This window comes from Microbulbifer sp. ABF4_143, from assembly GCF_056160225.1.
In genome coordinates, this window is record NZ_JBSWWT010000009.1 from 120,607 (window position 1) to 136,949 (window position 16,343).

General features: G+C 62.2%; 12 protein-coding genes, 1 other RNA gene and 2 pseudogenes. 11 read left to right on the top strand and 4 right to left on the bottom strand.

The genetic code is table 11. The features are described from left to right. Positions 1-89 precede the first annotated feature (89 nt). The gene (gene hutI / locus ACXAF3_RS09255) at positions 90-1,319 is read left to right on the top strand and encodes an imidazolonepropionase (RefSeq protein WP_475112012.1); all 1,230 of its coding nucleotides are present in this window, start codon (positions 90-92) and stop codon (positions 1,317-1,319) included. Further along, positions 1,303-2,256: a formimidoylglutamase gene (gene hutG / locus ACXAF3_RS09260; protein WP_475112013.1), complete on the top strand. Its 954-nt coding sequence runs from the start codon at positions 1,303-1,305 to the stop codon at positions 2,254-2,256. The genes hutI and hutG overlap by 17 nt, the downstream gene beginning before the upstream one ends. 76 nt (positions 2,257-2,332) lie before the next feature. Here hutG and ACXAF3_RS09265 read toward each other — a convergent pair whose 3' ends face one another. Continuing rightward, a complete protein-coding gene (locus ACXAF3_RS09265; protein WP_475112014.1) occupies positions 2,333-5,296 on the bottom strand; it encodes an ImpA family metalloprotease in 2,964 nt (987 codons plus the stop codon). 570 nt (positions 5,297-5,866) lie between these two features. On the opposite strand from ACXAF3_RS09265, the pseudogene tnpA reads away from it, so the two are divergent. The 6 genes and pseudogenes from tnpA to ACXAF3_RS09295 form a co-directional block, all read left to right on the top strand. Beyond that, positions 5,867-6,100, top strand: a pseudogene (tnpA, locus tag ACXAF3_RS09270) (IS66 family insertion sequence element accessory protein TnpA); the annotation flags it as partial. A 68-nt stretch (positions 6,101-6,168) separates the two neighbouring features. Then, a complete protein-coding gene (locus ACXAF3_RS09275; protein WP_475112015.1) occupies positions 6,169-6,306 on the top strand; it encodes a hypothetical protein in 138 nt (45 codons plus the stop codon). Between the two features lie 263 nt (positions 6,307-6,569). Beyond that, the gene (locus ACXAF3_RS09280; RefSeq protein WP_475112016.1) at positions 6,570-6,824 is read left to right on the top strand and encodes a hypothetical protein; all 255 of its coding nucleotides are present in this window, start codon (positions 6,570-6,572) and stop codon (positions 6,822-6,824) included. Positions 6,825-7,017: 193 nt separating this feature from the next. Beyond that, positions 7,018-7,515 carry an RNA polymerase sigma factor gene (locus tag ACXAF3_RS09285; RefSeq protein WP_475112017.1) on the top strand — a complete coding sequence of 166 codons (498 nt, stop codon included), beginning with the start codon at positions 7,018-7,020 and terminating at the stop codon, positions 7,513-7,515. 2 nt (positions 7,516-7,517) lie between these two features. Next, on the top strand, positions 7,518-8,120 hold the full coding sequence (locus ACXAF3_RS09290) for a hypothetical protein (RefSeq protein ID WP_475112018.1): 603 nt from the start codon (positions 7,518-7,520) through the stop codon (positions 8,118-8,120). 54 nt (positions 8,121-8,174) lie between these two features. Beyond that, on the top strand, positions 8,175-8,459 hold the full coding sequence (locus tag ACXAF3_RS09295; protein WP_475112019.1) for a superinfection immunity protein: 285 nt from the start codon (positions 8,175-8,177) through the stop codon (positions 8,457-8,459). Positions 8,460-8,995: 536 nt separating this feature from the next. Here ACXAF3_RS09295 and ACXAF3_RS09300 read toward each other — a convergent pair. Beyond that, positions 8,996-9,255: pseudogene (locus tag ACXAF3_RS09300) on the bottom strand (M24 family metallopeptidase); the annotation flags it as partial. Positions 9,256-9,416: 161 nt separating this feature from the next. On the opposite strand from ACXAF3_RS09300, the gene ACXAF3_RS09305 reads away from it, so the two are divergent. Next, positions 9,417-11,105 (top strand): phytoene desaturase family protein, encoded by a 1,689-nt coding sequence (locus ACXAF3_RS09305; RefSeq protein ID WP_475112020.1) that lies wholly within the window; start codon positions 9,417-9,419, stop codon positions 11,103-11,105. Between the two features lies 1 nt (position 11,106). On the opposite strand, the gene ACXAF3_RS09310 is transcribed toward ACXAF3_RS09305, so the two are convergent. Further along, a non-coding RNA gene (locus ACXAF3_RS09310) (sX9 sRNA) lies at positions 11,107-11,184 on the bottom strand. Between the two features lie 176 nt (positions 11,185-11,360). On the opposite strand from ACXAF3_RS09310, the gene ACXAF3_RS09315 reads away from it, so the two are divergent. Next, positions 11,361-11,990: a pseudouridine synthase gene (locus ACXAF3_RS09315; protein WP_475112021.1), complete on the top strand. Its 630-nt coding sequence runs from the start codon at positions 11,361-11,363 to the stop codon at positions 11,988-11,990. A gap of 532 nt (positions 11,991-12,522) precedes the next feature. Here the strand turns inward: ACXAF3_RS09315 and ACXAF3_RS09320 are convergent. Next, the gene (locus tag ACXAF3_RS09320) at positions 12,523-14,862 is read right to left on the bottom strand and encodes a Tex family protein (RefSeq protein WP_475112022.1); all 2,340 of its coding nucleotides are present in this window, start codon (positions 14,860-14,862) and stop codon (positions 12,523-12,525) included. Positions 14,863-15,133: 271 nt separating this feature from the next. On the opposite strand from ACXAF3_RS09320, the gene ACXAF3_RS09325 reads away from it, so the two are divergent. Further along, positions 15,134-16,342, top strand: coding sequence for an efflux RND transporter periplasmic adaptor subunit (locus ACXAF3_RS09325; RefSeq protein ID WP_475112023.1), 1,209 nt, complete (start codon positions 15,134-15,136; stop codon positions 16,340-16,342). The last annotated feature ends 1 nt before the right edge of the window (position 16,343 follow it).

Consider the following 16,343-nt stretch of genomic DNA (forward strand, 5'->3'; position numbering starts at 1 on the left):
AACCGAGCGTCTATCGTTACAAAAAGGAAATCCGCGCCGCGCCGACACCGCAAGGGGCCGTCCTGTGCGAGCGCCGGGAAAGAGCATCTATGACAGAACGCTGTGATTTGCTGATTACCAACGTCCACGCCGCCACTATGGATCCGTCGCTCCCCGGCGGCTACGGCGCGGTGGAAGACGCCGCGGTGGCGGTGACCGGGGGCAGGATCGTGTGGCTGGGGCCGCGCCGGGAGCTGCCGGACTGCGCGCCGGACAAGACCCTCGACGGCGAGGGCCAGTGGCTGACGCCGGGCCTGATCGATTGCCACACCCACCTGGTCTACGGCGGTCACCGCGCGTCGGAATTCGCCCGCCGCCTCGGTGGCGAGAGCTACGAGGAGGTGGCGCGGTCCGGCGGCGGCATAGTGTCCACCGTGCGCGCCACCCGCGCGGCCAGCGCCGAGCAGCTGTACCGCGCCGCAGAGCCGCGCCTGAAGGCGCTGATGGCCGAGGGCGTGACCACGGTGGAGATCAAATCCGGCTACGGCCTGGATCTGGACACCGAGCTGAAACAGCTGCGCACCGCGCGCCGCCTGGGCCAGCACCACCCGGTGGAAATCGTCACCACCTGTCTGGCTGCCCACGCGCTGCCGCCGGAATACGACGGCCGCCCGGACGAATATATCGACCTGGTGTGCGAGGAAATTCTGCCGGCGGTAGCCAAGGAGCAGCTGGCCGATGCGGTGGATATGTTCTGCGAATCCATCGCCTTCTCTGTCGAGCAGTGTCAGCGGGTGATCGACTGTGCGAAGAAACTCGATCTGCCGGTAAAGGTGCACGCGGAGCAGCTGGCGCGCACCGGCGCCACCGCTATGGCCGCGAAAGCCAGCGCGCTTTCGGTCGACCATATCGAGTACATCACCGACGCCGATGTGGCGGCCATGGCCGCCAGCGGCACTGTCGCGGTGCTGTTGCCCGGCGCCTTCTATACGCTGCGCGAGACCCAGGCGCCGCCGGTGGAAAAGCTGCGCGCATCCGGCGTGTCCATGGCCCTGTCCACCGATCTGAACCCGGGCAGCTGCCCGCTCGCGTCCCTGCGCCTGATGATGAATATGGGCTGCAACCTGTTCGGCCTGACCCCGGCCGAGGCCCTCGCCGGCGTGACCCGCTCGGCGGCGCGCGCGCTGGGGCTCTGCTGCTCCCGCGGCGTGCTGCGCCCGGGCCTGCGCGCCGATATGGTGTTGTGGCCGATGGATACCCCGGACCAGCTGGCCTACGAAGTGGGCGCACTGAATCCGTCCCAGATTTACTTCGGAGGCAGAGATGTTACAGCTGGCTGATATGCGCCTGTGGAGTGGCCGCACCGATAGCGAAGACGGCCGCGCCGGCGAGCGCTGGCACCAGCGCATCTCGCCGCTGCTGCTGGACAGCGCCCCGGGCCTCGCGATTCTCGGCTTTGCCTCCGACGAGGGCGTTCGCCGCAACAAGGGCCGTATCGGCGCCGCCAAGGGGCCGCGCATACTGCGCCTGGCCATGGCCAACCTGCCCGCCACCTTCGACGCGCCGCTGTACGACGCCGGCAATGTGAAAGTGGAAAAAGAAGACCTGGAATCCGCCCAGTCCCTGCTCGGCGCGCGCATTACCGAGCTGCTCAGTTGCGGCCACTTCCCGCTGGTGCTCGGCGGCGGCCACGAGATCGCCTACGGCAGCTACCAGGGCATAGCGCGCTGGATGCGCGAGCAGCAGCGCGACAAGACCCTCGGCATCATCAACTTCGACGCCCACCTGGATCTGCGCGTGCCCGCGCCCAAGGGCTCCTCCGGCACGCCCTTTTATCAGATCGCCGAACAGTGCGAGATCAACGGCCGCCCGTTCAACTACCTCTGCGTCGGCGCCGCCGACAGCGCCAACACCCCGGCGCTGTACAACCGCGCCGAAGAGCTGGGGGTCAAGGTGATCCGCGACCGCGAGATCACCAGCTGGAACCTGGAAAATGTGCAGGCACAGATGCGCGAATTTATCGACGGCGTGGACTTCGTCTACCTGACCGTGTGTCTGGACGTACTGCCCGCCGCGGTAATGCCCGCAGTCAGCGCACCCGCCGGCCGCGGTGTGCCGCTGGAACTGTTTGAGCCGCTGTTGGATACGGTGCTGGATTCGAACAAGGTCTGCCTGGCGGATATGGCCGAGTTCAATCCCTATTTCGATATCGAGGACCACGCGGCGCGCACGGCGGCGCGGATAGGGTTTCAGATTGCCAATGGAGTGATGGAATAGCGGGGGCAGGGGTTCGGCGGTTTCGAAGAGGGCCGGGCCGCCTGGTTGCGGCCCGGCTTCTTAGAGAGTCTCCTTTCTAGAAGCTCTGCTTTTCATGTCCCGTTAAGGTGTCGCAGTAGCCACTGTTGCTTGCCGGCACATAAAAAGCGCGCTCGACTTCCGGGTACGCAAAGGATGCGACCTGCGCAGCGGCCTTGGCGCTGTAGGACAGTCCCAGCAAGTCGAGGAAGGGACGGTAATCCAACCCGGTGCTGTAACTGGCGGCAATCAGCAGCCAGTCGTTGTTGTCGATACTCCGGGCTTCGCTGCGGGTGTAGCTGGAGAAGCCCAGGCTCGCCCTGGCGGCCTCCCAGTCGGCGTCGTTGTCGTCCGCCGTTTCATAGGCTCTTTCCAGAAGGTGCAGTCTAGGAATCAGGTGCCAGCCGTTGTTCAGCGCGCCTTTTTCTTCGGCGTGCATCATCATCTCAATAACCAGTGCCACGCCGTAATTCCATTGGCTGTAACCCAGTGACGCCATATAAGCGGCGGGATCTGGTTTACCCTGGGCGGTTTGAAGATCTGCCGCTATACCGTCAAAGGGCAGCGCCTGGCAGCTGTGGTCAACGCCGTCTTCATCGCGTGCGCGGGACTTCACATAGTAAGAGTAGAAGTTGGTGGTTGAATGCCCCTCGAAACCGTTAAATTTAAAGCGTCCGCTCTCAAAGTTGTGCCCCACTTCGTGAAGATCTCCGTGTCCTAGGACGCTGAAGGCCCAGCCGGCATCATAGGGATTGCCTGAACACCCGTATCCACAGGTCGGCTGGTCGGCATTGATATGCTGAACGCTATCATAGACCGGAATTTCATAGCCGTTCGTCGCGGCGAAATCGTGAATCTCATCGACGATATCAATGTTTTCCCCCCGGTAGCCGGACAACACCTTGTGGTAATTGTGGTGATACTTGGTGATAAAGTATTCGATCCCGCTCGGTGTGCTCCAGCGGCCCGACAGCGTCTCTTGCATCTTGCTCGCCGAAGAGTGTATCTCGAAATGTTCCGTGGCCATTTCGGCCCAGTCGTAATGGTTGGATGCAAGTGCGGCAGAGAAGCCCGCATTGTCATCACCCGGTTTCCAGTAAGGGTGCAGGCCGATATTCGAGAACTCAAAGGTCATCTCCGTGCCTGTATCCTCGAAACCGATTTGCACGGGGCCGCCGTAGGGTGACGTCAGCTCGATGGTCTCTCCCGCGGAGATAGGCACCTGGTGTGAGCGCAAAAACTTGGGGCGGTTGTAGCCGTTGTTCGGGTCCATATGCTGTGTTGAGCCCGGCCGCTGGGTATTAATGAAAATCGTTGCGGCCTTCGCGCTGTTGTCATCGGTGCGGGTCACGGAGACGGTCCTTCCAGGAAGCGCATAAACGCCGGCGGCCCTAAACCATTTGCGGCTTGTGATCTCCACCCTTTTGCTGGTTGGCGTGACGTGGCTAAAATCGGTGCGGCTGAAGTTGCCCAAGTCCTCCGGTACCGGGTTGTAGCGGCGGCTGCTGTAAACCAGGTGGTCGGCAAAGTAGCTCCTCAGGTAGGCGAGGGTGTCGGTCGTTGCCTTGGACATAGGGAAGGTCACGGATTGACGATATTTGTCGCCCAGCAGTATCAACAGTCTCTCTATGGCATATTCACCCTCGGCGGAGAAAATATCTTTCGCACTCTCATCAAAGCCCCTTACGATGCCCTGCAATGTCTCGGCTATATCGAGAAACTCACTGGCGAAGGCCGGCAGGTTACCGCAGTCACCGTCGTTGTCATCACAGTCGGAAACAGCAAAGCTGAAATTGTTATGTTGAAAGCGGGAGGCGATGCCGGAGATGTCGGCCAAGACACTGGCGCCCGAGCGCATTTCCTCCGCCGAGCGCCAGTTGGCCGCGTCCTCGCTAAAGAAGTTTCCTGGGCTTCCCGGCGCCTGCGTCTGTACGCCAAAGTAAGTGAGTATGGGGTTGGTCAGCGCAGTGGAGTTCCAGTAGTTATTGTGTGTGTACAGCAGCGACTGCCGGTTGCTCGCGGCCTGTTCCAGCGCCGCGGTCACCGAGGTTTCCGCCATGGTGTCGCTGGTGCCGGTGACAATTAAATGGGCATCGGCCAGGCAGGCGCTCAATTGGGCTTCGTCGGAACAGCGCTTTACAGTAACACCGGTGTATTCCCCCCGCAGCCAGCGCTCGGTGCTGTCCATATTGCCGCCGCCCATCAGCATCAGGGCGACCCTGACTTCGTCACCGCCCGCCGTGTCCAGGCCGTGGGGCGCCAGCAGCCAGTCGATCAGCTTGACCATGTGTGGCGCAAATGCCATATGGTAGCCATTGTCGAGCTCAACGATCACATTGGTGCCCACCGCAACCGTGCGCTGACCGTCGGCGTCTGTCGCAGTGACGAAGGTGTGGCCCTTGTTGCCATTAATTACCTCTTTGGCGCTGGTCAGGCTGTTGAGGAAGAAGAACCTAGAGTGTTTGCCGGGGTCGAAGATAATGGCGTCTTCACCAAAGATCTCACTGTGCAAGGCGGCGAGTTCTCCTTCAGCTAAAGCGACCCTGTCCTGGATGCGCTGCTCCAGCTCACTTACGTTTTCCGGTAGCAGAGCGGGATCACCGATTTTTGCCGCTTCGTGAATGCGATCGACGATGGTGACCGTCACGGTATCGCTATCGCTGGAGAAGTCGTTGCGCGCGGTTAAGCGGAACTCGAGTGTCTCTGTTTCCATGCCCGGTGTGTATATGACACAGGTGGTCAATGCATCGCTATCGGTGAAGGAGACGGTGCGGCCGGATAGCTGCTGCCATTGGTAAGTGAGTTCGCCGCCGCCGCTCACACTACTGGTCAGGTTTAGCACCTCGCCGTTATAAATGGTGATATCTGGAGGGAGGTCGACAGATACCGGAACCCTGACTGTATCGCCACCCGGGTCTTCCTTCGACTTATCGCTGGAGGAACCGCTTCCACCGCCACACCCTGTCAGCAGGATCAAGGTAAGAATAAGGGCAGGCCTTTTTGAAAAAAGGTTAATGATCATTGTTTCCTCTGTTACTCGGGGACTTAAAATAAATACTTAACAATGTGACGTACAGAGGATGATCCGGATTCCACTAGAGGGTGGAATAACGGGCCGCATAAGATCCGTCTCGATCACATCGGGCGGCGCGATTGGGGATACATCCGTGTCTGATAAATGGGGCGGGCGGCATTATACGCAAAGTGGACATTGCGCAGGGTGCCTGGTTCACAACAGGAGTGTCTAACAGTTTGTATGTCTAGCAGGCTGTTGAAAAAGTATTTTTCAACAGCCTGCTAGAGGTCGAAGTTCAAGAAGGTAAAAGGCTAGGCCTGGCCACCTATGGCCCGGTAGAAATCCATGGCGTGCCGGTCCTCATTGTCTGCCGGCACGAAGGCTAAAGAAATGCCCGCGGTCCTCGCCAGTTCGCAGGTCTGCTGAACCTGCGCGCCCGATTCCCTGTCGTAAGTGCTCCATAAACCCCATCAAAAGTAAACGCTCCTTGCGGGTATGCTCCTGATTTTTAACGATCAGGAAATCCAAATGACGACCCAAAGAAAATCTGTTTTCTGGCAGTAGCACCTCAATGACTGGCAAGCCATCGGGATGTCTCCAGCAGCCTACTGCGGGAAGAGCAACCTCAAGCTCAGCACCTTAACCTACTGGCGGGGTAAGCAGAGTGAGTCGCGTTCCAGGCTGATGCCAGTTCCTACGTCACCGGCTTCTGCGCACGCCAAGCTGTCGCTGCTTGGTGGCATTCATCTTCAGCTACGCGTATCGACACTCGAGCAGACCCTGCCGAGCTTGCCCGGTGGCATGACTTAAATCAAATTCCTCCGACAAACCCGGGGTGATTTAAGGAGGTAATATTTTCCGCTGAGGACGGCTACAGCATGGGCCGGGGGCGCAGGGCCAGCGAGGAGTGGAACGTGACCACCGGCCGCATCGTCGGCCAGTACCATTTCAGCGATTCGGCCATGGCCTTCCTATCCTGTTCCTGCGGCTACAAGTCCGGGGCTTCGACTCGCTGAACCTGCTCACCGCCGGCACGCTGATAGAGTCGGAAGAGGTGGACAATATCGAGCTGGGTGTAAAGGGCGACCTATCCGACGATTTGTTGCGCCTGTAGGTCAGCTATTTCGATATGACTGTCGATAACCGCCAGCGCAGTGTCGAGAGCAAGCCGCCGGGCTCTACCAATGCCCTGCTGCGGGTGATCAATGGCGACCAGTAGTTCAACGGCATAGAGGTCACCGTCGACTGGCTGCCACTGGACACGCTGCGCCTGGGACTGGTGACCACGGTGCGGGACGAGGAGTCCCTGTGGAATCCCTTCTGCGACGCCGAGGGCGAGCTGCAGCAAGACAGGGACAAGTCCTCGATCAGTACCGCCTACACCCTGGCTCTGGACTGGGCGCCGGCGATTCCGACGGGTTCGATGAATCTGCATCTGGACGATATCTACGCGGAAAACACCGGCCAACTGGAGCCCGGCTACCTGGCCAGTTTCCATGAAATCGGCGGCGTGGGTGAGGACGACAAGCCCTGAACGGTCGTACTCTGGAGGTGTTCGGAACTCCCTACACCTCCATCTCAGAGCCGAGAAGCTACGGCGCCGAGATGCGTTGCAACTTCTAGCCGCATCCCCGGTTTCCCTCTCCCGCTTGCGGGAGAGGACAAAATTTTCTTGTAAGCTTTTTCCGTGCACCGATACAGTATCCCCAAACAGAGTGGAGAAGCCGGTGCATCCGCGCGAACAACTATTCCAACAGCTGATCGCCGACCACGGCCCGGGCATCGCCCGGGTCGCCGGCAGCTATGTGCGCAACAGCGCCGAGCGCGACGATCTGGTGCAGGATATCTGGCTGGCGGTGTGGCGCGCGCTGCCGTCCTTCCGCGGCGAAGCCAGCCACAAGACCTTTATCTACCGCATCGCCCACAACCGCAGCGTCACCGAACTGGCACGCCGCCGCGCCACCCACGGAGGCAGCGAAGAGCTGGAAGCGCTCGAGGATGAACGCCCCGGACCCGAGGAACAGCTGGCAGCCCAGCGCGATTCCGAGCGGCTGCTGCAGGCGGTGCAGAAGCTGCCGTTGGGCCTGCGCCAGACGCTGACCCTGCGCCTCGAGGGGCTCAGCTATGCGGAAATCGCCGAAGTGCTCGGTATCAGTGAATCCAATGTGGCCGTACGCCTCAACCGCGCGCGCGAGCGGCTGAATGAACGCCTGGTGGAGAGATAAGCGTGAATACAGAACAGCATCGAGACTGGCAGGCTCTGGAAAATTTGTGGCGCGAACAGCCCGCGGCGGCACCGGTGCCCGATGAGATACGCCGCCGAGTGCGCGGGCAGGAGCGGCGCATGCGCATCTACACCCTGTTCGAGTGGCTGGTAGCTGTTGCCCTGTGTACCTATGCGGTCGCGGTTGCGCTGGACAGCGCGCTGCCGGACGTACTGCTGCGGACCCTGATCGTCTTCGCGCTGGTGGCCTGGGCGTTGCACTTTTCCGCCGCCAACCGCCAGGGCCTCTGGTGCCCGCCGGAGGAGTCGACTCAGGCCTATCTGGATCTCGCGATACTGCGGCTGCAGCGCAAACGCAGGGGGATCCGCTTTGCGTGGCTGCTGTTTCTGGTTGAGCTGGTGATCTTTGCCCTATGGCAGTTGGCCGCGACCCTCGGCTGGCTGCAGCCGCCGTTTGCACTGGATTCAAACCGCGCATTGTGGTGGATTCTGGCTGCTGCCGCGCTGCTGGTGGCGTGGAGCCTGTTTGTGTGGTTGCGCGCCGGGCGCGAGGAGCAGGAGCTGGCGCAGTTGCGCGAGCAAAACGAAAAAGCCTGTAAGGAATAGACGCGGCCCCGGACTGTAGAAGTCGTAACAACCGCGATTTGAAGGAAGCAATTTATGTTTACCGATTTCGATCAGACAGTGACGATTTTTATCGAGGCCTTTGACAGTATGGGGCTGGCCAGGGGGATCCTGTTTGCGGTGTTTTTTCTCGCCGTCTGGTTTCTGCCCAGCATTCTCGCGATATTTCTGAACCGCCGTCACCTGGGCAAAATCGCCGCGGCCAATGTGCCCGCGGGACTTTCCTGGGTCGCGTGGGTGGCGCTGCTGGCCTGGGCGGTGACCGGTAAGATGCGCGTTAAGCGGGGGCACAAGGAGGCTCCTGCGGAAAGCGCTCCCTGACAGGTCGTGGAAAAAAACACCCTCGGTTTTTGCAGCCCGGTCCGTAAACCCTCCACGACAAATCAAGCACTTAAGTGTTTAATTTGCCACCCGGCCATCCATGGCCGGGCTATCCGTTAACCCGGCGGTTAAATACTGGCGCAGATATGTGAATCTGCTGGTATTTGGCGGGCTGGCGCCAGCCTGCGGCTGGCGGCGGCACATCCTTGTGCCTCGATTAATCCGGCAATATTTATCGCCGGGTTAACCGACTGCTGAAAAGCTTGGTTAATTCCATAGTAAGCTTGATGATCGACCGCCATCCAATTGCAGCAGTCCTTCTCGCTGCCCCTCCCTTTAATGACCACATTGGTGGAAAAATCCATGCCCATAACGCCGCAAAACGCTTGCGACGCCCTGATGGCCGACCCGGTCCGCTTTCTCAAGACATATCCGGTGCGAATATTTGGCTCTACCGGATTCGCAGTGTCTGACGGCAGCATCCCAACCGCACGAAGGTGTGAGCGGCCCGGCGATCGCCCGGCGGCGGGTGGTTCCAGCTCCTCCTCCCTGAGGGGCAGGATTTCGCCGGTCACCAGTACCGCGTGCTCCCACTGGGCAGACAGCTTTCCGTCCCTGGTGACGACGGTCCAGCCGTCTTTTTACGGCTGCCCTGGTTGATTATCGGCTCTATGGTAAAGGTCATGCCCTCTTTCTGCGGGGGCGCTATTCGGGCGGCCGTAGTGCAGTACCTGCGACGCCTCGTGCATTTCCCGGCCTATGCGTGGCCGCAGTACTCGCACACCAGGCTGTAGCCGCGCCCTATGACGTGCTTTTTATCCCTATGTTATTCATGGATCAGTTCTTCCAGGATGGGCGCCTGCGCGCGCAGCGCGTTTTAGTTATGCAACTTGTTGCATAACTGATCCCGCAACGCTAAGGTGGAGGGATAACAACAGCCATAATCGAGAGGCCGCTATGGTCCAGTCAGCAGAATCCCCGCCCAGTACGCCCAAACCCAGCCGTCTTCGTATCGGTCGGCGCTACAGACCCGGTCGCCTCGAGGGACCCTACGACGCGTTGGTGATAGGTTCCGGTATCGGCGGCTTGGCCACCGCGGCGATGCTCAGCACCGCGGGCAAAAAGGTGCTGGTGCTGGAGCAGCACTACACCGCCGGCGGTTTCACCCACGCCTACGACCGCAACGGCTACGAGTGGGATGTGGGGGTGCACTATATCGGCGACGTCGGCGAGCACCCGACGGTGACCCGCAAACTGTTCGACTTCCTCTCCGCCGGCAAACTGAAATGGGCGCCGATGGACGAGACCTACGACCGTATCTGTATCGGCGGCGAGCAGTACGATCTGCGCGCCGGACGCGACGAGTTCGTCGACGAGCTGGCACGGCGCTTCCCCGGTGAGCGGCAAACCATCGAGGCCTACCTGCGCCGGGTGGGCGCTGTGGCCCGGGCTATGCCGCTGAGGACAATGGAGAAGCTGCTACCGCGCTGGTGCGGCCCGGCCATCCGCTGGTGGCGCAAGCTGCGCGAGCCCGCCTGGCTGAACAAGACCACCGATGAAGTACTGCGCGAGCTGACCGACAACGAACAGCTGATTGCGGCGCTGACCGGCCAGTGGGGCGACAACGGCATGACGCCCAAGACCGGCAGCTTCATCATCCACGCACTGGTCGCCAAGCACTACCTCTACGGCGGCTACTACCCGGTGGGCGGCGCCAGCCGGATCGCGGAGACGATCATCCCGCAGATTCAGGCGGGCGGCGGCGAGGTGTTCACCTATGCGAAGGTGGAGACCATCCTGCTCGACGGCAATCGCGTGCGCGGGCTGCGCATGGCCGACGGCACCGAGATAGAGGCGCCGCTGGTCATTTCCAACGCCGGTGTTTTCAATACCTTCGAGAGGCTGTTGCCACAGGGCGCCAGCGAGCGCGCCGGCTACAGCCGCGACCTGCAGCATGTGCAGCGTTCGATGGCGCATCTGTGTCTGTATATCGGCTTGCGAAAAACCGCCGAGGAGCTGGGGCTGCCGAAGACCAACTACTGGCTCTACCCGAGTGCGGATTACGAAGGCGATATGCAGAAATTCCTCGCCGACAGCGAGCAGGAAATCCCGCTTGTTTATATCTCCTTCCCGTCCGCCAAAGACCCGAGCTTCACCCGGCGCTACCCGGGCCGCGCCACCATCGAGATAGTCGCGCCGGCGAAATACGAGTGGTTTGAGGCCTGGCGGGACCAGCCCTGGGGCAAGCGCGGCGCGGACTACGAGGCCCTGAAGGAAAAGTTCAGCGAGCGGCTGCTGGAGCATCTTTACAGGCACTTCCCGCACCTGCGCGGGCAGATAGACTACTGCGAGCTGTCCACGCCGCTGTCGACAGACTACTTCTGCTTCTACCCGCGCGGCGAGATCTACGGCCTGGAGCACGATCCGAGCCGCTTCGAGCAGGCCTGGCTGCGGCCGCAGAGCCGTATCAAGGGCCTCTACCTGACCGGCCAGGACATCATGAGCTGCGGCGTGGCCGGCGCCATGATCGGCGGTGTCGTCACCGCGCAGAGTATTCTCGGCTGGCGCAAGGGCCTGCCGCTGCTGAAGCGCATTCTGGCCGCACCGCGCCGGCGCGACCGCGCGCTGGCGCCCTCTTTGAAGTAGAGGCTGTTTCATAACGTAGCGAGCGGGTGACTGGTGGTGGCCGCCGGAGCGGAGGCACCGCAGTGTACAAGTAGTACATGAGGATGCCGAGCACCGCCGGACGCCGCCAGGCGCCCGTGTAGTAGTTATGAAACAGCTTCTAGATACTTCCGCGGTTGCCGATAGTATGATCGCGGCACAAAAGCCACACTTTTTCACAGATTTTGTAGTCGGAGAGAGACGTTGCGGGAATACCGTCCGCCCACTGAGCCGTATTTGTCGGTCGTTTACGTCGATGACGCGCTGCTGGTGCTGGACAAGCCCAGCGGCCTGTTGAGCGTGCCCGGGCGCGACCCGGCGCACCGCGACAGCCTGGCCAGCCGTGCACAGGAGCGCTACCCGGGCGCCTCGATCGTGCACCGGCTGGATATGGACACCTCCGGCCTGATCATTATGGCGCGCAACCCGGCCATACACCGCAAGCTCAGCGCGCTGTTTCACAATCGGCAGGTGGAAAAAACCTATCTGGCCAGGGTGTGGGGGGAGCCGGAGGGCGATTCCGGGGAAATCGATCTGCCGCTGATCTGCGACTGGCCCAACCGGCCGCGGCAGAAAGTGGATTTCGAGCTGGGCAAGCCGTCCCTGACCCGCTGGGAAAAGATTTCGTCGTCCGCCGGCTGCAGCCTGCTCCGACTGAAACCGGTGACCGGCCGCTCGCACCAGCTGCGGGTGCACCTGCAGGCGATAGGCCACCCGATACTCGGCGACCCCTTCTACGCCCACCCGCAGGCCCTGGCGGGGGCGCCGCGACTGCTGTTGCATGCGGCGGAGCTTGCTCTTGTCCATCCCGAAACCGGAGAGTGGATAAGGTTTACCTGCGCACCGGATAAGCGCCTATTCCATTAAAAAATTGATGCTAGGGAACCTCTGAATAATTCCGCAATGCCTCTGCGGGCCCTGAAGGCTGCCGCTGTTAGGCGCAGCTCGCCGCGAATGGCCCGGCCCTTTGCAAGAGCTGCAACGCCGCAGATGCGGCCTTCAGGGCCCGCCCTGCGGGGCTTGCAGAGCGATCCACACTCTGCGTTGCGGCTTCTTGAAAGGTCTACACATTCCTGCGAAGCCGCGCCTTGATTGTGAACCGCTCTGCAAGCCAGAGGTATCGCGGAGTTATTCAGAGGTTCCTTAGAGAAAAGAGTGATCAGTTGACCGCTACACAGGCCGCTGACAAAGTCCGGAAACCGGAATCGAAGGCAAGGTGCTAGGACGGGTATTTCGAACCGACGGCGACAGGGGCGTCGCCGTCGGAGCGTACAGGGATATATTTACAGCGTTTGGAAATACCCGTCCGAGTGCTTTGCCGCCACAGCCCCTGCTTAGAGCGACGGGAGGGGTTTATCGACACTCTGAAAGGGCGGTCAGTTGATCGCCCTTCCCGTGTTTACTTCTTGTTTTTCATCGCGGCCATCAGCAGGTCGCCCATACTGCCGCGCCCGCCGCCCTGCTGTTGGCGGTTCCTGTTGTTGTGCCGCTGCGCCTGGCGGCTCTCGCGGTGGTCGCCCTTCTTGACGCCGCCGCTGCCCTGCTCGCCGGGTTCGTCGGACAGACGCATGGACAGGCCGATGCGCTTGCGTGCCACGTCCACTTCCATGACCTTGACCTTGACGATATCGCCGGCCTTGACCACTTCGTGCGGGTCCTTGACGAACTTTTCCGACAGCGCGGAGATATGTACCAGGCCGTCCTGGTGTACGCCGATATCCACGAAGGCGCCGAAATTGGTGACGTTGGTGACTGTGCCCTCGAGCACCATGCCCGGGCGCAAGTCCTTGATCTCCTCGACACCGTCCTCGAACCTGGCGGTGCGGAATTCCGGGCGCGGGTCGCGGCCGGGCTTTTCCAGTTCGGCGATGATATCGGTCACCGTCGGCACACCGAATTTTTCGTCCGTGTAGTCCGCCGGGTTCAGGGAGCGCAGGAAGGTGGAGTCGCCGATCAGGCTGTTGATCTCGCGGCCGTTCTTCTCGGCGATGCGCCGCACCACCACATAGGCCTCCGGGTGTACGCCGGACTTGTCCAGCGGGTTCTCGCCGTTGTTGATGCGCAGGAAGCCGGCGGCCTGCTCGAAGGCCTTGGGGCCGAGGCGCGGCACTTCCTTCAGCTGTTCGCGGTTTTTGAAGGCGCCGTGCTGGTCGCGGTAGCTGACGATATTGTTGGCGATGGACGCGGTCAGGCCGGACACACGAGCCAGCAGCGGCGCCGAGGCGGAATTCAGCTCGGCGCCGACGCCGTTCACACAGTCCTCCACCACCGCATCCAGGGAGCGCGCCAGCTGGGTCTGGGACACGTCGTGCTGATACTGGCCGACGCCGATGGATTTCGGCTCTATCTTCACCAGTTCGGCCAGAGGGTCCTGTAGACGGCGTGCGATGGAGATGGCGCCGCGGATGGTCACGTCCAGGTCCGGGAATTCCCGCGCGGCGAATTCGGATGCGGAGTAAACCGAGGCGCCGGCCTCGTTGACCATGACCTTCTGCGCTTTCAGTTTGTACTGCTTGATGGTGTCGCCGACGAACTTGTCGGTCTCGCGGCTGGCGGTACCGTTGCCGATCGCGATCAGGCTCACGTCGTATTTCTCGCACAGGGCGGCGATGACCGCGGCGGATTCCCGGGTGCGGTTCTGCGGCGGGTTGGGAAAGATGGCGGTGTGGTCCAGCAGCTTGCCGGTGGCGTCGACCACGGCCACCTTGACGCCGGTGCGCAGGCCCGGGTCCAGGCCGATGGTGGCCTTCTGGCCGGCGGGCGCGGCCAGCAGCAGGTCCTTCAGGTTGCGGGAGAAGACCTTGATGGCCTCCTCCTCGGCGCGCTCGCGCAGTTCGCCGAGCAGGTCGGTTTCGAGGCTGGTCAGCAGCTTGATGCGCCAGGTCCAGCGCACCACCTCGTTCAGCCACTTGTCCGCCGGGCGGCCCTGGTCGGAAATCTCGAAGTGTCTGGCGATCATCGCCTCGCAGGGGTGGGCCTGGGTCGGTGCGCGCTCCTCGTCGCCCTCCAGCCCCAGGCCGATGGCCAGCACGCCCTCGTTGCGGCCGCGGAAGATCGCCAGCGCGCGGTGGGAGGGCACCTTGGCCCAGTCTTCGGAGTACTCGAAGTAGTCGCGGAACTTGGCCCCTTCCTCCTCCTTGCCGTCCAGCACCTTGGATTTGACCTGGCCGTCGCGCTTGAGGAAGTCGCGCAGCTTGCCGAGCAGCTCGGCGTCCTCGGCGAAGCGCTCCATCAGGATAAATTTGGCCCCGTCGAGGGCCGCCTTGATGTCCTTGACGTGCAGGGACGCGTCCTCGCTGTCGGTATTCAGGTATTTCTGCGCCTCTTCCTCCGGGTTCAGCGCCGGATTGCCGAACAGCGCATCGGCCAGTGGTTCCAGACCGGCCTCTATGGCTATCTGGCCCTTGGTACGGCGCTTGGGCTTGTAGGGCAGGTAGAGGTCTTCGAGGCGGTTCTTGGTGTCGGCGGCCTCTATCTGCTGTTGCAGTTCCGGGGTCAGCTTGTCCTGCTCGTCGATACTCTTGAGGATGGTTGCGCGGCGCTCCTCCAGTTCGCGCAGGTAGCGCAGCCGCTCCTCCAGGGTGCGCAGCTGGGTGTCGTCCAGGGCGCCGGTGACCTCCTTGCGGTAGCGGGAGATAAACGGCACTGTCGCGCCCTCGTCCAGCAGCGCCACCGCGGCGGCCACCTGCTGCGGGCGTACATTGAGTTCTTCGGCGATTCGGGCGTTGATATCCAGCATCTTATTTTTACATCCGTACTGCGGGCTCTTCTTTCTGTGGGCGCGACCGTTGCCGGGCGCCCACGCGGCAAATTCGGTGGGGCATTATGCGCGAGGCGCGCGCGGCGAGGAAGGTTTGCGGTAAATCGCAGCCAGTTGCGACGGCCTGCATCCAAAATGGCCCCCTCTGCCGTCGAACTCCAGTAGAATGCGCAACTAGTTACTTTTTGACCAATCACTGGTCACTAGCGGGTTGAGGGTACTTGTGAAAATTTCCAAAAAGAACAAGCTTTTGGCGATCGTTATTGTCGCGGGGGTGTCCGCGATGGTTCTGGTGTCGGTAATGGCGCCGAAACCTGAGGAAAAAGTTGCCGAGGCGGCGGTGCCGCCGGTGGCCGATGTGCTCTACGCTGAGCCCGGCCGTCGCACCCTGCTGGTGCCGAGCCAGGGTACGGTGCGCGCGCGCCACGAGATAGAGGTGGTGGCGCGGGTCGGCGGCGTGATCGAAAGCGTCGACGACGCCTTCGTGCCCGGCGGCTTCTTCGCCGCCGGCGACGCGCTGGTGCAGATAGAGTCGGCGGACTACGCCCACCAGCTGACCCGCGCCGAGGCGCAGCTGGCCAACGCCAGGTCCACTCTGGCGCAGGAACAGGGCCGCGCCAAGCAGGCCAAGCGCGAGTGGCGCGATCTGGGCAGTGAGGCCGCCAACGCCCTCTTTCTGCGCAAACCGCAGCTGGCGGCCGCCGAGGCCGCAGTGGCCGCGGCCCGCGCCGACCGCGACCAGGCCCGGCTGGATCTGGAGCGCACCTCGGTGAAGGCGCCCTTCGCCGGGCGCGTGGTGGAGACCTTCGTCGACCTGGGCCAGTATGTGACCCCCGGCACCCGCCTGGCCAAGATTCACAGCACCGGTATCGCAGAGGTGCGCCTGCCGCTGACCGACCGCCAGCTGTCGCTGCTGGACCTGCCCCTGGGGCAGGCGATCGAGAATGGCCCGGCGGTGCGCCTGGCCGCGCAGGTCGCCGGCAAACAGCGCGAGTGGCGCGGCGAGATAGTGCGCACCGAAGCCAGCATCGATCCGAACAGCCGCTTCGTCTACGCGGTGGCCCAGGTGCAGGAGCCCTACAAGGGCGAGGTGCCGCTGGTGAACGGCCTCTTCGTCGAGGCGGATATCGCCGGCAAGACCTTCGATGACGTTCTCGTGCTGCCGCGCCAGGCCCTGCACGAGGGCGATCACCTGCTGGTGCTGGACGCGGAGAACAAGCTGGCGTTCAAGGACGTCGAGCTGCTGCAGGCGGTGGATGAGGAAGTCTGGCTGCGCGGGGATATAACCCCCGGCGAGCGCGTGATAGTGTCCAGCCTCGGCTATTCCCGCGAGGGCATGGTGATCACCGCCAATCCGCTGAACGAAAAGCCCGCCGGCCTGCAGATCAGTGAGGAGGGCGATACCGGCGCGGCGATCGACACCGTCAGCGCCGGTGCCAGCAAGCGGGGGGCGCGCTGAT

What these genes read in the sequence shown, in the direction of transcription:
- hutI (WP_475112012.1), top strand. Translation starts at nt 90, where the DNA reads ATGACAGAACGCTGTGATTTGCTGATTACCAACGTCCACGCCGCCACT.
- hutG (WP_475112013.1), top strand. Translation starts at nt 1,303, where the DNA reads ATGTTACAGCTGGCTGATATGCGCCTGTGGAGTGGCCGCACCGATAGC.
- ACXAF3_RS09265 (WP_475112014.1), bottom strand. Translation starts at nt 5,296, where the DNA reads ATGATCATTAACCTTTTTTCAAAAAGGCCTGCCCTTATTCTTACCTTG.
- ACXAF3_RS09275 (WP_475112015.1), top strand. Translation starts at nt 6,169, where the DNA reads ATGGGCCGGGGGCGCAGGGCCAGCGAGGAGTGGAACGTGACCACCGGC.
- ACXAF3_RS09295 (WP_475112019.1), top strand. Translation starts at nt 8,175, where the DNA reads ATGTTTACCGATTTCGATCAGACAGTGACGATTTTTATCGAGGCCTTT.
- ACXAF3_RS09305 (WP_475112020.1), top strand. Translation starts at nt 9,417, where the DNA reads ATGGTCCAGTCAGCAGAATCCCCGCCCAGTACGCCCAAACCCAGCCGT.
- ACXAF3_RS09320 (WP_475112022.1), bottom strand. Translation starts at nt 14,862, where the DNA reads ATGCTGGATATCAACGCCCGAATCGCCGAAGAACTCAATGTACGCCCG.